Annotated in this window: 13 protein-coding genes; 7 read left to right on the forward strand and 6 right to left on the reverse strand. The window is 67.5% G+C overall.

Features of this window, described 5'->3' with window-relative positions:
* Positions 1 to 33: 33 nt before the first annotated feature.
* Together AACZ75_RS00780 and AACZ75_RS00785 are read right to left on the reverse strand one after the other, a co-directional pair.
* Positions 34 to 1644, reverse strand: a complete 1611-nt coding sequence (locus AACZ75_RS00780; RefSeq protein ID WP_339870633.1) for a cisplatin damage response ATP-dependent DNA ligase — start codon at positions 1642 to 1644, stop codon at positions 34 to 36.
* Positions 1644 to 2678, reverse strand: a complete 1035-nt coding sequence (locus AACZ75_RS00785; RefSeq protein WP_339870634.1) for a ligase-associated DNA damage response exonuclease — start codon at positions 2676 to 2678, stop codon at positions 1644 to 1646. The genes AACZ75_RS00780 and AACZ75_RS00785 overlap by 1 nt, the downstream gene beginning before the upstream one ends.
* A gap of 312 nt (positions 2679 to 2990) precedes the next feature.
* Between AACZ75_RS00785 and AACZ75_RS00790 the strand changes: the two genes are divergently transcribed.
* Positions 2991 to 3884, forward strand: a complete 894-nt coding sequence (locus AACZ75_RS00790) for a diacylglycerol kinase family protein (protein ID WP_339870635.1) — start codon at positions 2991 to 2993, stop codon at positions 3882 to 3884.
* A gap of 177 nt (positions 3885 to 4061) precedes the next feature.
* Positions 4062 to 4295, forward strand: a complete 234-nt coding sequence (locus tag AACZ75_RS00795; RefSeq protein WP_339870636.1) for a hypothetical protein — start codon at positions 4062 to 4064, stop codon at positions 4293 to 4295.
* A 31-nt stretch (positions 4296 to 4326) separates the two neighbouring features.
* Here the strand turns inward: AACZ75_RS00795 and AACZ75_RS00800 are convergent, their stop codons facing one another.
* Both AACZ75_RS00800 and AACZ75_RS00805 read right to left on the reverse strand, forming a co-directional pair.
* Positions 4327 to 5757 carry a UdgX family uracil-DNA binding protein gene (locus tag AACZ75_RS00800; RefSeq protein ID WP_339870637.1) on the reverse strand — a complete coding sequence of 477 codons (1431 nt, stop codon included), beginning with the start codon at positions 5755 to 5757 and terminating at the stop codon, positions 4327 to 4329.
* On the reverse strand, positions 5757 to 6998 hold the full coding sequence (locus AACZ75_RS00805; protein WP_339870638.1) for a putative DNA modification/repair radical SAM protein: 1242 nt from the start codon (positions 6996 to 6998) through the stop codon (positions 5757 to 5759). Before AACZ75_RS00805 ends, AACZ75_RS00800 begins: the two co-directional genes overlap by 1 nt.
* A 265-nt stretch (positions 6999 to 7263) precedes the next feature.
* On the opposite strand from AACZ75_RS00805, the gene AACZ75_RS00810 reads away from it, so the two are divergent.
* The 5 genes from AACZ75_RS00810 (at position 7264) to AACZ75_RS00830 (ending at position 12489) form a co-directional block, all read left to right on the forward strand.
* A complete protein-coding gene (locus AACZ75_RS00810; protein ID WP_339870639.1) occupies positions 7264 to 8646 on the forward strand; it encodes a mechanosensitive ion channel domain-containing protein in 1383 nt (460 codons plus the stop codon).
* A 70-nt stretch (positions 8647 to 8716) separates the two neighbouring features.
* A complete protein-coding gene (locus AACZ75_RS00815; protein WP_339870641.1) occupies positions 8717 to 9403 on the forward strand; it encodes a TetR family transcriptional regulator C-terminal domain-containing protein in 687 nt (228 codons plus the stop codon).
* Positions 9400 to 10590 (forward strand): efflux RND transporter periplasmic adaptor subunit, encoded by a 1191-nt coding sequence (locus tag AACZ75_RS00820; RefSeq protein ID WP_339870642.1) that lies wholly within the window; start codon positions 9400 to 9402, stop codon positions 10588 to 10590. The genes AACZ75_RS00815 and AACZ75_RS00820 overlap by 4 nt, the downstream gene beginning before the upstream one ends.
* On the forward strand, positions 10587 to 11789 hold the full coding sequence (locus AACZ75_RS00825) for an ABC transporter permease (protein ID WP_339870643.1): 1203 nt from the start codon (positions 10587 to 10589) through the stop codon (positions 11787 to 11789). Before AACZ75_RS00820 ends, AACZ75_RS00825 begins: the two co-directional genes overlap by 4 nt.
* Positions 11782 to 12489 (forward strand): ABC transporter ATP-binding protein, encoded by a 708-nt coding sequence (locus tag AACZ75_RS00830; RefSeq protein WP_339870644.1) that lies wholly within the window; start codon positions 11782 to 11784, stop codon positions 12487 to 12489. Before AACZ75_RS00825 ends, AACZ75_RS00830 begins: the two co-directional genes overlap by 8 nt.
* Before the next feature lie 89 nt (positions 12490 to 12578).
* Here the strand turns inward: AACZ75_RS00830 and AACZ75_RS00835 are convergent, their stop codons facing one another.
* The gene (locus tag AACZ75_RS00835) at positions 12579 to 13220 is read right to left on the reverse strand and encodes a DUF1109 domain-containing protein (RefSeq protein WP_339870646.1); all 642 of its coding nucleotides are present in this window, start codon (positions 13218 to 13220) and stop codon (positions 12579 to 12581) included.
* On the reverse strand, positions 13210 to 13749 hold the full coding sequence (locus AACZ75_RS00840; RefSeq protein WP_339870647.1) for a sigma-70 family RNA polymerase sigma factor: 540 nt from the start codon (positions 13747 to 13749) through the stop codon (positions 13210 to 13212). Before AACZ75_RS00840 ends, AACZ75_RS00835 begins: the two co-directional genes overlap by 11 nt.
* Positions 13750 to 14086 lie beyond the last annotated feature (337 nt).

Consider the following 14086-nt stretch of genomic DNA (forward strand, 5'->3'; position numbering starts at 1 on the left):
CGGATTTGATGGCCAGCCGCGCTGGGCCTGCGGTCACGACACCGCATCCAGCAGCTGTTCCAGCGTCGCCAGCTCATCCGCCTCTGCCGCCGGCTTGTCCCACCGGATTCGGCCGATCCGGGGAAAGCGCATGGCCAGGCCGGACTTGTGGCGTTTCGACCGTTGCAGACCCTCGAAGGCGATTTCGAGCACCAGGCCGAAATCGCTTCCGGCGCGGACCGACCGCACGGGCCCGAACCGTTCGACCGTGTGGTCACGCACGAATTTGTCGAGCTGCTTCAGTTCCTCGTCGGTAAAGCCGAAATAGGCCTTGCCCACCGGGGTCAGGACCGGGGTGCCGTCGTCGCCCCCGGTCCAGACGCCGAAGGTGAAGTCTGAATAGTAGCTGGACCGACGACCATGGCCACGCTGGGCATACATCAGCACGGCATCGACCCGGTGCGGGTCGCGTTTCCACTTGAACCACGGTCCCCGGGGTCGACCGCCCTCATAGACGCTGTCGATGCGTTTCAGCATCACCCCCTCCGCCGCCTGCGGATCGCCGGCCGGTGGCGTCGCGCGCAGGGCCGCCAACTCATCCCACGAGGCGAACGGCTGCAGCGGCGACAGGTCGACGCGGCCGGACGCGACGGCGGCGACGAGGGCTTCCAGGCGGGCACGGCGCTCCGTGAACGGGAGCGGGCGCAGGTCGACGCCATCGACCGCCAGCAGGTCATAGGCGCGGATGCCTGCGGGATAGGCTGCCATCAGGCGGGCGTCCGCGGTTTTGCGATTCAGCCGCTGTTGCAGGTCCCCGAACGGCGCGACCTGACCGTCGCGCCGGACCACCAGCTCCCCGTCGATCACGCCCTCCCAGGTCAGGGCCGCCAGCACGTCCGGAAAGGCGGGCGATACATCCTCCCCGGTACGGCTGTACAGGCGTTTCACCCCGCCTTCGCTGACCGCCTGCACCCGGATTCCGTCCCATTTCCATTCCGCGGCATAGGCGGCCGGGTCGAGGGCCTGCAGCGCCGACTCGTCGATCGGCTGGGCCAGCATGACGGGGCGAAAACGCCCGTCGGCCCGGGCCGAAGGGCGATCGCCCCGGCCGTCCAGCCAGGCCAGCAGCTCGCCATAGGGCGCGTTCTGCGCGTGCCAGACCTCCTGGATATCCTCCAGGGTGACCCCGCCAAGATCGGCGGCCGCCTGCCAGGCCAGCCGGGTCGACACGCCGACGCGCAGGCTGCCGGTCACCAGCTTGAGCAGGGCCCAACGACCGTCCGGGTCGAGCGCATCCAGCCAGCCCTCCAGCAGGCCGCGGACCTCGCCGCGTCCGGCCGCCTTCAACGCCTCGACCACCTCGCCCAGTTCAGGCTCCCGGTTGGCCCCGTGTCGCGTCGGCCAGATCAGGGCCGCGGTTTCCGCCAGGTCGCCGACATAGTCATACGACAGCCGGAACAGCGCGGGATCGACCCGCGCCTCAACCGCCGCGCGGATCAGCGCCGGCTTGGCGGTCGCGAACGACAGCCCGCCGGTCAGGGCCGCCAGGGCCCAGCCCCGGTCCGGGTCCGGGGTCTCGGCCAGATGGTCGCGGATCAACCGCAGTTTGGCGTTGCGCGAAGCGGTCAGCGACAGCCGGTCGAGCAAGGCAGCGAAGGCGCGCATCAGTCGTCGTCCTCGTCCTCATAACCGACCAGATGCAGGGCCCGCGCGGTCAGGCCGTTCAGCTCGGCCCAGCGGCGCAGGGCATCGTCACGGCCATGGGTGATCCTGGTCTCCCGGGGCGACAGCTCGGTCAGGGTCGCCGTCAGCTCGTCCCAGTCCGCGTGGTCGGACAGCACCAGCGGCAGCTCCACACCCCGCTGCCGCGCCCGGGCCCGCACGCTCATCCAGCCCGAGGCAAAGGCGGTGACCGGATCGGGAAAGCGGCGGCTCCAGCGATCGGCGAGGGCCGACGGCGGGGCGATGATGATACGGCCGGCGAAATCCGCCTTCGAGCCGGTGGCCGGGGCCAGCGACCCGAGCTCGACACCGAAATGTTCGTACAGCCGGTTCAGCCGCTCCAGCGCCCCATGCACATAGATGGTCTCGTCATAGCCGGCCTCGCGCAGCAGCCGGATCACCCGCTGCGCCTTGCCCAGGGCATAGGCCCCGACCAGATGGGCCCGCTCGGGAAACTGGACGACCGAGCGCAGCAGCCGGCCGATTTCCTGGCTGTCCGGCGGATGCCGGAAGACCGGAAGGCCAAAGGTCGCCTCGGTGATGAAGACATCGCTCGGCACCGGTTCGAACGGGGCACAGGTCGGATCGCGTCGCCGCTTGTAGTCGCCCGAGGCCGTGACGGTCAGACCGCCCTGACGCACGGTCGCCTGGGCCGAGCCGAGCACGTGCCCGGCCGGGGCCAGCGACAATTCCACCTGACCGATGTTGAGGCGCTCGCCACAGGTCAGGGCCTGGGTATGGGTGGCGAAGTCATGGCCATAGCGCTCGCCCATGATGGCCAGGGTTTCCGGGGTGGCGAGCACCGCGCCGTGCCCGGCCCGCGCATGGTCGGCATGGCCATGGGTAATCACCGCCCGGTCCACCGGCCGGGGCGGGTCGATAAAGAAGGCACCGGCCTCGCACCACAATCCATCGGGCGTGGGGCGCAGGATGGAATCGAGGCGCGTCACGGGGCTTTGGCTAACAGAGGGGGCCATGGGTTTCCGCTGGGAGGTTGCAGGACAGTCAACCCGACAGCGCGGCAAAGTTTCCCTCGTGCCCGGTGATCAGCCGGCATTCGGCACGACCGGTCCCGACAGCGTCCCACCGGACGAGCGACGGACGCCGCGGTGCGCCCGTCGCCCGGCACGAGCCGGATGGACTGTGGCCTGGTGCTGCTGGCGGTCATGCAACGCCTTGCCGGAAATGCTGGAGCGTTGGGCGAAATCGGGGAGCCGCGGTGGAACCGGTTCGGCTCCTGCATCGATTAGGAGGATCGGCGTATGTCGATACCCTCTGGAGCCGCGCGCGTGAAACACTCGACCCCGAGCCTGAAAGATCTGCGGATCGGCGCACTTCTCAACACATCGAGCGGCAGTTGCGACGAGGGCTGTGAGCAACAGGTCCTGGACCTGCTCGAGGCGGCCGACTGCAAGATCCACCAGATGTGGTGCGGTACGGGAGACACCGTGGCCGGGGCCCTGGAAGAGATTGCCGGGGCCGGGCTGGATGTCCTGATCGTGCTTGGCGGTGACGGCACCATACGCTCGGCCGCCGAGACCTGTGACAAGGACGGCCCGTTCCTCATTCCCCTGCCCGGCGGCACGATGAACATGCTGCCTTCCGCGCTGTATGGCGACGTCACCTGGCCCGAAGCCCTGGCGGCAACGCTGTCGTCGCCGTCTGTGCAACCGGTGAACAGCGGCCGGATTGGCGACATGCGCTTCTATTGCGCCGCGATCTTCGGTGACCCGTCCCGCTGGGCCGAAGTGCGCGAAGCCATCCGGGAAGGCGACGTATCGAAAGCGACGGAACAGGGAATCGAGGCCGTCAGCAAGGCCTTCGGCCGAGGCCTAGACTATCAGTTTGACGACCTGTCCGGCCAGGCTGAAGCGGTCGCCGTGGTTTGCCCCCTGGCGTCGCGTGCGCTTGAAGACGACGATACGGTCCTGGAGGCGGTTGTGATCGACCCCGAGGGGCCTCTCGATGCCTTGAAACTGGCCGCAAGAGCGCTGGTGTCAGAATGGCGAAGCGACCCCAATGTGGAAACCGCCCGGGTCCGGAAGGTGGTCGTCAGGTCGGACCAGCCCATTCCCGCGATCCTGGACGGCGAAACCGTGGAGCTGCCGGCCGAGGTCACCGTGCATTTCATGCGCACGGCGTTCCGCGCCCTCGTGCCGAGCGAAACGGCTCCGGCCGGTTGACCGGTCCCGGGCCGGGATAGGGAGACCCGGGTCGCGGGAAGCAGTCTCGCCCCGGGGATCAGCAGTCCCCTGAGCCGAACGCTCCCCTTATCGATGACCGGCCCGCCGCGACTGGAAGCCGGAACGCGGAAACCAGACGTAACGCCCGGCGTTCACGGGGTCGCAGGAGAAGCCGTCATGTTCACACAGCTGGAACCACCGCTACCGATCCACGTCGAGGGCAAGGGATCGGGCTTCGCGATTGCGGTCATTGACTACGGCCAGGAGCACAACCTGATCTGGGTAACGGCGATCAATGACACAGGCGAGATCTGGTGCGCGCCCAATCCCAGGGTCAGGATGCAGGCCAACTGGACCATGGGTCGAAGACGCGCCCAAGGCGGCGACAACGGGGATTGCAGTCCGCCCTGAGACCAGAAACGGCGCGCACCGACCGGAGGTGTCACAGCTGTTGGCCGGTTCGCCTCAGATCGTCGAGGAATCGTTCCCGTTCGGCCGCCCGGCCGGTGCGATCCGGAATTCGCAACAGATAGGCCGGGTGAACCGTCACCACGACCTTCGCCCCGTCCGGAAGCGTGATGGCCCGCCCCCGCGCCTCGGACACCGCCACCCGCCGCCCCAGCACTGACAGCGCCGCCGTCGCGCCGAGCGCCAGGATGACTTTCGGCTGGATCAGCCGTCGCTCGGCGTCCAGCCACCAGCGACAGGCACTGATCTCGCTGGTGACCGGTGTCTGATGGAGCCGGCGCTTGCCGCGCGGCGTGTGTTTGAAATGTTTGACCGCATTGGTGACGTAGGCGTCCCCGCGAACGATGCCGGCCTCGGCCAGGGCCGCATCCAGCAGTTCCCCCGCCGGACCGATGAACGGACGGCCTGTCAGATCTTCCTGATCGCCCGGTTGCTCGCCGACGATCATCAGACGCGCGTCCCGGGGCCCTTCGCCGCAGACACCCTGGGTCGCGTCGCACCCGATCGGACAACGCCGGCAGGCCTGCACCGCATGACCCAGTTCAGCGAGGTTGGCCGGCGCAAAGCCGTCGCCGAACGGCTGGTCCCGGTTCATGCGCGACAGGGTTTTGGCCAGCCGTGCATTGGGGGCCGTCGCCGGTCGGGCGACCATCACCTCGGTGCGCGCGCCGGATCGGGCGATCAGGTCCGGAATCAGCTGCGCTTCCGGCAGGTTCTTCCAGTACCGCCGCGGCATCTCTCCCTGCATGGTGCGGGTCTTGAGCCGCGCCGGATTGAAGGTCGCGGCATAGTAGGTCTTCCAGAAATCCTCGATCTCGTCCTCGGCCGGGGCCATATCGCGCGTGGCGGCCGGCCCGAAGGTCAGCGCCTCACCATCCCAGTAACCGCTGCCGTCCGGCGTCAGGATCGACCAGCGCAGAGTCGTGAACCGGCGCACGAAGAAGGGCGCGGTCTTCTCGACCACGAAATGCGCGGGCTCGAACCAGGCGACCCAGGCTTCGCCATCCGTGTCCTCCACCCGCCGGAAGCGCACGAAGGCCTTCATCTTGTGACTGGCTCGGCTGACGTTCTTCGCCCGCTCCAGCGCATCGGCGACGTCAGGGTCGGTGACGATCCGCATCAGGTCCGGTTCCTGCCGCAGTCGCCACACCAGCCGGTACAACAGGTCAAACCGGTCAGCCGCGCGGTGCAGGATGACTTCCCGCGCCAGGGCGATGAACGCCCCGGGCGTGGTGAACGCGTCGTCGTTTCGCCCGGCCGGCGCGGCCTCGTCGAACAGGCCGACCGGTTCGCCGCCGATCCGGAAAGCGGCAGACTCCGGCCGCACGCCGGCCTGACGGAAGGCCCGCGCCGCCGCGCGCCAGCCGTCGAAGTCCGTGGGATGCCGCAGCGTCGCGACCTGCATCAGAACAGGCTCAACTGCACCGGCTTCGGGTCGGGCGCGATCCGGACGCGCAGGTCGGGCGCATCCGTCAGCCCCCCGGGCGTCCAGTCGAGCGTCGTGATAAACGGCCGGACCTTGTCGATGCCACGGCACAGCCGCCCGATGTCCTCAAGCCGCAGGGTGCGCCAGCGCCGGACCGAGAGGATCCGGTTGACCGACTTGACGCCCAGTCCCGGCACCCGCAACAGCCGTTCCCGGTCGGCGGTGTTCACGTTCACCGGAAACTGCTCGCGGCGGTTCAAGGCCCAGGCCAGCTTGGGATCGATCGCCAGATCCAGCATCCCGTCGGTTGCGCCCTCCCCGATTTCCCGCGGCGAAAATCCGTAGAACCGCATCAACCAGTCGGCCTGGTAGAGTCGGTGCTCCCGTAGCAGCGGTGGCCGCGACAGGGGCAGCACGCTCGAGGAATCGGGAATGGGACTGAATGCTGAATAATAGACCCGGCGCAGGCCGTATCCGCCGTAGAGCGCGGCGCTGCGGTCCATGATTTCCGTGTCCGGAGCCCCGTCGGCCCCGACGATCAGCTGGGTCGATTGCCCGGCCGGCGCGAACCGCGGCGGCTTGAGGCGGTCGCGCTTGCCCGGGCGCGCCGCCTCCATGCCCAGCCGGACCTGCCCCATCGCCTTCTTGATGACCCCCACGTCCTTCTGAGGGGCCAGCCGCTTCAGCGCGGCATCCCGTGGCAGTTCGATATTGGCCGACAGCCGATCGGCATACAGCCCGGCCTCCTCGACCAGCTTCGGATCGGCTTCGGGGATCAGCTTCAGATGGATATAGCCGCGGAAATCATGGTCGAGGCGCAGGGTCTTCGCCACCAGCACCAGCTGCTCCATCGTATAGTCACCCGAGCGGATGATGCCGGACGACAGGAACAGACCCTCGATATAGTTCCGCTTGTAGAAATTCAGCGTCAGCTGAACGACCTCGTCCACATTGAACCGCGCCCGGACCACGTTCGACGAGGCGCGGTTGATGCAGTAGGCGCAGTCATAGATGCAGAAATTCGTCAGCAGGATCTTGAGCAGCGATACGCAACGGCCATCGGGCGTATAGGCGTGACAGATCCCCATGCCCTCGGTCGATCCGATCCCCCGCCCCCCTTCCGAGCTGCGTTTGGCGGTGCCGGAGGACGCACAGCTGGCGTCATATTTGGCCGCATCCGCGAGGATGGACAGCTTTTTGCGGAGATCGAGCTGGGTCATATGTTCTCACTATGTTCCGCTGGGAACCTGCAAGTCCAGCGTAGCCGTGGAGATATCTCGCCCCCTCCGGACCGTCCCGTTCCCGGCGACCGATGTCCCGTCATCGCCCGCTCGCCCACGGCGGGCCACCGTCAGTCGCGGCACGAAACCGCCGCCTGCCCGTTGCACCCGCAAGCGGGACCTGTTTTGCCTGTTGCCGTCATCGACTGAACCAGGCCCCGCACCGGGACGCGGCGCTGCATGGGTGAATGGGGGCACGGGCCACGTGAAAGCGAAGATTTCCCACCTTGGACTGGCGGCCTGTCTGACCTTCACGGTCGGCCTCGCCGCCCTGGCCGGCCCGGGCCAGGCCCAGACGGTCGAGACCGTCCAGGACGCGCCGCTGATCCGGACGCAGAGTGATGCCCAGTCGGATGCCGCCATCGCGGAGCGCCTGCGCCGCATCTACGGGGAACTGGACGCCCTTTCGTCGGTGCAGGTTCGGGTCGCCGAAGGGGTGGTCACACTGGACGGGGCGCTGCCCGAGCGGGACGACCTCGATCGTGCCGAACAGATCGCCAACCGTGTCGAAGGCGTCGTCGCCGTGCGCAATGACATCGAGACCAGCGTCGATGTCGGCGAACGCGTTTCGCCGTTTCTGCAGAAGCTGACGGCCCTGTTCCGGTCGGCGATCAACAGCGCCCCGCTGCTGCTGCTCGGCGGTCTGGTGCTGGCGGCGTTTGTCGTGCTCGGCTGGTGGCTGGCGTCTTTCAAACTATTCTGGCGGAGGCTGACCCCCAACCCCTTTGTCGGGGACCTGCTGGCACAGGCCATACGGGTGGCCAGCGTGGTGGTGGGCGTCGTGCTGGCCCTTAACCTCGTCGGGGCCACGGCCCTGATGGGCACGGTGCTGGGTGGGGCCGGCGTGCTCGGTCTGGCGATCGGTTTCGCAGTTCGCGACGCGCTCGAGAACTATATCTCCAGCATCATGCTCAGCCTGCGTCAGCCGTTCCGGGCCAACGACCACGTCGTCATCGACGGGCAGGAGGGCAAGGTGGTGCGGCTGACGTCGCGCGCCACCGTGCTGATGACGCTGGACGGCAATCACCTGCGCATCCCCAATGCGATCGTGTTCAAGGCCGTGATCCTGAACTACACGCGCAATCCCGAGCGGCGCCTCGAATTCGAGCTGGGCGTCGACGCCGAAGACGATCCGGAATCGGCCATCTGCACCGGCGTGGCGGCGCTGGCGGCACTCGACTTCATCCTCACCGATCCCGCGCCCGGCGGCCTGATCGTCACCGTCGGCGACAGCAATATCGTGCTGAAGTTCACGGCATGGATCAATCAGGACGATGCGGATTTCCTCAAGGCCCGAAGCCGCGCCATCCGGGCGGCCAAGATGGCGGTGGAGGCCGCCGGCTTCACCCTGCCTGAACCGATCTATCGCCTGCGGATCGACCAATTTCCTGAACTGGCCCGCGCAGGGACCGCGGCTTCGGTCCCGGGCACGAAGCCGCCGGTCGCTCCGTCGCCGGCGCGGCCCGAGGTCGCTCCGAACGAGCCGATGTCGGTCCGCCCCGATGTCCACCTCGACAAGACGATTGCGGCGGAACGGCGCGTATCGCCTGACGAGGATCTGCTTTCGACGGCGCGACCGATCGAATAGCGCTCCGGACCGGCAGTGACCCCGCGCAGGGTGTCCCGCCGATCCCCGGGTGCGGTCCCGGAGACGGGATTTGACCCTGGCCACCTGCGTCACATCGCCTCCGGGCTCGAAAAAGATAGTGACCACTCACTTTCTTTTGGCTATGTATTCGGCCATGGCACGACAGAATCTTCCAGCTGCGCAACGCCGGGAAGCGACCGTGGACGCGGTCGTTGACCTCGCCGCAACGCGCAATCCCGCCGAAATCACCACCGGTCAGATCGCTGACCACATGAAGCTGACCCAGGGGGCCCTGTTCCGTCACTTCCCGACCAAGGACGCCGTCTGGGACGCAGTCATGGTGTGGACGGCCGACCAGCTCACCCGGCGACTCGATCAGGCCGAAGCCAGGGGCTCATCGCCCCTGCGCGCGCTCGAACAGATGTTCCTCGCCCACGTCGACTTCGTCGCGACCAGGCCGGGCGTTCCCCGCATCATGTTTGGCGAACTGCAGCGCACCGGCGACACCGCCGCGAAGCGCAGCGCACGGGCGCTGATCGACGGTTACCGAGCCCGCCTGGTCAAGGTGCTCGATCGCTGTCGCGACGATGGTGAACTTCCCCCGGACCTCGATACCGAAGCCGCCGCCACCCTGTTCGTGGGCACCATTCAGGGCCTGGTCATGCAGGCCATGATGAGCGGTGATTTCAGGGCCATGCGACCCATGGCCGGACGGGTATTCGGCATCTACCTCAGGGGTATCGGAGGAAAGACATGAAGCTCGCCCTCCCCGGTAACCGGCGAACCCTGTTGCTGATTGCGGTCCTGACACCGCTGATTGTGCTGTTCGCCTATGTGGTGCTGCGTTCGGGTCCGCTCGCGCCGGTGCCGGTGACCGTGATCGCGGTCGAGGAACAGGCGATCTCGCCATCGCTCTTCGGCATCGGTACCGTTGAAGCGCGGTACACGCACCGGGTCGGCCCCACCAACGCCGGTCGGGTACGGACACTGCGGGTAGATGTGGGCGACCATGTCGTCGCCGGACAACCGCTCGCCGAAATCGATCCGATCGATCTTGATCAGCGCATTGCCGCGCAGGCGGGTGCGGAAGGGCGATCCCTCGCCCTGGAGCGCGCGGCCCAGGCCCAGCTTGCCGACGCAGAGGCACGCGCACGGCTGGCCCGGTCACAGGCCGGCCGGACAGAACGGCTGCTCACCGGAGGCTGGGTGACGCAGGCCGCGGTCGACGTCCGCCGGCAGGAACTGCAGGTGGCGGAAGCCGCGACAGCAGCGGCGCGCGCCAATGTCGCCGCCGCCGCCCAGGATCGCGGACGAACCGGCGCGGAGCGCGCAGCCCTCGTCCGACAGAAAGCCAACCTGCTGCTGCTCGCGCCGGCCGGTGGCCTTGTCGTCCGCCGCGCGGCCGAGCCGGGCACCACCGTGGTCGCCGGCCAGGCGGTGGTGGAAATCATCGATCCCGCCAATCTCTGGGTCAACACGCGCTTCGACCAGCTACAGTCGACCGGCCTTCAACCTGGCCTGAGGGCGCAGGTCTTGCTGCGGTCACGTGCCGGTACGCCCCTGGCCGGGCGTGTCATCCGTACCGAGCCGCTCGCCGACGCGGTCACCGAGGAGGTGATGGCCAAGATCGGGTTCGAGACCCCCGACCTGCCGCCTGTCGGCGAACTGGCGGAAGTAACGGTGATCCTGCCGCCGGTCCGAACATCGCTCGTCGTACCGAACGCTGCCATTCACCGCGTCAGGGGCGAGACCGGCGTATGGGTCGTCGAGGGCCGAAAGCTTCGGTTTCAGCCGGTCACGACCGGGGCAACGGATATCCAGGGCACGGTCCAGATCCTGAGTGGACTTCAGCCGGGTGCGACCGTGGTCGTGCATAGTCAGCGCGCCCTGACCGCCCGCACGCGCATCCGGATCGTCGACCAGATTGCGGGCGACGGACAATGATCAGTCTCGCCGGTCGTGACATCCTCCATAGCTGGGGCAAGTTCGTCTTCACCGGCATCGGGCTCGGGCTGCTGATCGGCGTCACCCTGACCATGGCCGGCGTGTATCGCGGCATGGTCGACGATGCCCAGGCCATGCTCGACAACAGCGGGGCCGACCTCTGGGTGGTCCAGAAGGACACTTTGGGCCCCTACGCCGAACCATCCAGCATCAATGACGATGTCGACCGGTCGATCCGGGCCATGCCCGGTGTCGCGCGGGCGGCCAATGTGACCTACCTGACGATGCAGATCGATCACGCCGGACGCGACGTTCGGGTCATGATGGTCGGCACCGAAGCCGCGTCACCCGGTGAACCGGGGCAGCCGCCCCACCTCATCGCCGGGCGACAGATCGTGCGCGCCCATTACGAGGCGGTGGCTGACGAGGCGACCGGCTTCGGTCTGGGGGATGTCGTACAGGTGCGCCGCAACCGATACGTCATCGTGGGCCTGACCAGCCGCATGGTGTCATCAGGCGGCGATCCCATGCTGTTCATCCCCCTGCAGGACGCCCAGCAGGCCCAGTTCCTGAAAGACAGTGACGCGATCGTCCGCCAGCGCGCCCGCACGGCCCGGAACCCGGCACTCAATCCGCCCGGAAATCCCGGCATGATCGACGCCGTGACGGCCTCCCAGACCAGCAATCCGTACGTGAACGCCGTTCTGGTGCAGGTCAGGGAGGGGTTCAGTCCGGACCAGGTGGCTGAGCCGATCCGGCGCTGGCAGCGGCTCACCGTCTACACCCGGGCGGAAATGGAAGAGATTCTGGTTAAGAAGCTGATCGCCACGTCCGCGCGTCAGATCGGCATGTTTCTCGTCATCCTGTCCATCGTCAGTGCCGCGATCGTCGCCTTCATCATCTACACCCTGACCATGGGCAAGATCCGCGAGATCGCGGTGCTGAAGCTGATCGGCACCCGCAACCGGACCATCTCGCTGATGATCCTGCAGCAGGCGCTCGGGCTCGGTCTGATCGGCTTTGTCGTCGGCAAGATCGCCGCCACCTTCTGGGCCCCGATATTCCCCAAATACGTCCTGCTGCTCTCCAGCGATTCCATGCGCGGCTTCGTCGCGGTCATGGTGATCTGCGCGATCGCCAGCCTGCTCGCCATCCGCGCCGCGCTGAGGATCGATCCGGCGGAGGCCATCGGTGGCTGACGGCATCCTCATCGAGAACCTGGTCAAGACCTATGGCGAAGGCGACACGGCGGTCCATGCGCTGCGGGGCGTGGACATGCACGTCGCCCCGGGCGAGGTCGTCGGTCTCATCGGGCCCTCGGGGTCGGGCAAGAGTACCCTGCTCAAATGCCTCGGCGCGGTGATCGAGCCGACGTCCGGGCGGATGACGATCGGCGAGGAGATCATCTACGACAATGAATGGAAAATCCCCGACCTGCGGGCGCTGCGTCGCGACCGGATCGGTTTCATTTTTCAATCGCCCTACCTGATCCCGTTTCTCGATGTGACCGACAATGTCGCCCTTCTGCCGATGCTCGCCGGCGAGACCAACGCGAAGGCCCGCGCCCGTGCCGTGGAGTTGCTGACGGCCCTTGATGTCGCCCACCGGGCCCGGGCCATGCCCTCGCAACTATCTGGCGGAGAACAGCAACGGGTCGCCATCGCCAGGGCGCTGGTAAACCGCCCCCCGGTAATCCTCGCCGATGAACCGACCGCGCCGCTCGATGGGGAACGGGCGCTGGCCGTGGTCCAGATTCTGAACGACATGGCGGCCCGCTACCAGACCGCGATAATCATCGTCACCCACGACGAGAAGATCATCCCCACGTTCAAACGTCTCTACAATATCCGGGACGGGCGGACGCACGAGGAAACCGGCCGCGCGGCGTCTGCAACCTGAAAGCAGCAGGCCGGGGCCTCCGACACTCCTTATCGAGCTGAGCAGGTCCCGCGCCTGGTCTTCTGCGGGCCGGCAACGCTGCCGTCACCTCACCAGCGCAGCAGGAACCGGCCGGCACCGGCCCCGATCGCGCCGGCCGTCAGCATGCCCAGGCTGTACCAGCCGGCCATGAAGGACACCGTCTCCTCCGAACAGAACAGGCCATAGGCGCTGGCCGCCACGGCACCGGCGACCAAACCGGCGACGAATCCCGCTGTCGTCGGCCGGGTCGGGGCCAGCCGTCGCGCAGCGAAGAAAATGAAGGGCGTCGCCACCAGACTGATGGCCGCGACCCGCAGGGTGCACGACTGCCAGGACTGCCCCAGCCAGGCGTCGATACGCGCCGGGCCCGACAGGGCCGACTGCTCAACGACGACCGCGATCAGGATCACCGCGACAGTGACGGCCAGTCCGGCCAGCGGCAGCCGCAGCGGGGCCCCCGGCTGACCCAGCCTGAGCAGCAGCAGGGCCCCGAAGCCGGCGATCGACAGGGTATAGGCCTGCCGCATCAGGAAGCTGACGCCATCGACCACAGCCCCGAGATCGGGCCGGAATCCCAGCGTCAGCCAGACCACGGCGACGGCCGCAGCCAGCGCCATGCCCGTGCAACAGACAAGACGCCATCCCGCACGACCGGCCGGCACGCGCCGGGCGTCGCCGGCCAGGGCCTCGATCAGATCGTCAGTGTTCACGATCGGCCACCCGTTTCATCAAGGCCTTCAGGGCGCGATGCAGACTGACCTTGGCGGCCCCCTCCGTCATGCCGGCGCGTTCACCGGCCTCGGCCAGACTGAATCCGGTCAGCCGCACATCCTCGATCAGGGCCCGCTGCCGCGCCGGAGCCGTATCCAGCAGCCGGTCCAGGTCGTGACGCACGGCACCGTCCTCGACGCCGTCATTGGTCATGACGAGGTCCTCGACCAGCGGCACCAGCCTGGCCCGCCCGGATTTGCGCAGATGGTCGATCAGCTTGTAGCGCGCGATCGTGAAACACCAGGGCGTCACCGGATCGGCGCGCCGCCAGGTTTCCCGCTTGGTATGAATGGCCAGAAGCGCGTCTTGCACCAGATCCTCGACGTCGGCGTCGCCGTAAAACTGACGACGGTTGAAATAGGCGTGCAGGGCCGGTCGCAACAGCGTCAGAAACTCGCGCCACGCCCGGGTTTCTCCGTCGAGTCCGGCGATCATGAGCGGCTTCAGCCGTGCTTCCAGCGTCTTCACACAGCCCCCTGTTCGGACGTCGGGCCAGATGGTTACAGCTCACGACACCGCATGGATCGCCCCGGCTGTAACCGATGAGGCAACCGGGCGAATAGATCGGATCCAGCGCCTCGGCGATCCCGATCTAGACCCGGAACCCCCATGTTGTCACTCGCCCTTGTCGCCCTTGTCCAACTCCCGTCGCCACAATATCCGGGAGCCGTCCTGCCGGAGGTGGTGGTCACCGGCCCGCAGTGGCCGTCGTGAACCGACACCGGGTCGCCGGGTCGCGTCAGCGGCTGGACAACTATCCCGACCGGTCCGGCCCCGCGATCCGCTATTTCGGCAACCTGCCCGG

The organism is uncultured Brevundimonas sp., from assembly GCF_963975535.1.
GTDB lineage: Bacteria > Pseudomonadota > Alphaproteobacteria > Caulobacterales > Caulobacteraceae > Brevundimonas.

Bases quoted from the DNA above. Each gene is read 5' to 3' on its own strand.
- AACZ75_RS00780 (WP_339870633.1), bottom strand. From the start codon at position 1,644: ATGCGCGCCTTCGCTGCCTTGCTCGACCGGCTGTCGCTGACCGCTTCG.
- AACZ75_RS00785 (WP_339870634.1), bottom strand. From the start codon at position 2,678: ATGGCCCCCTCTGTTAGCCAAAGCCCCGTGACGCGCCTCGATTCCATC.
- AACZ75_RS00795 (WP_339870636.1), top strand. From the start codon at position 4,062: ATGTTCACACAGCTGGAACCACCGCTACCGATCCACGTCGAGGGCAAG.
- AACZ75_RS00800 (WP_339870637.1), bottom strand. From the start codon at position 5,757: ATGCAGGTCGCGACGCTGCGGCATCCCACGGACTTCGACGGCTGGCGC.
- AACZ75_RS00805 (WP_339870638.1), bottom strand. From the start codon at position 6,998: ATGACCCAGCTCGATCTCCGCAAAAAGCTGTCCATCCTCGCGGATGCG.
- AACZ75_RS00820 (WP_339870642.1), top strand. From the start codon at position 9,400: ATGAAGCTCGCCCTCCCCGGTAACCGGCGAACCCTGTTGCTGATTGCG.
- AACZ75_RS00825 (WP_339870643.1), top strand. From the start codon at position 10,587: ATGATCAGTCTCGCCGGTCGTGACATCCTCCATAGCTGGGGCAAGTTC.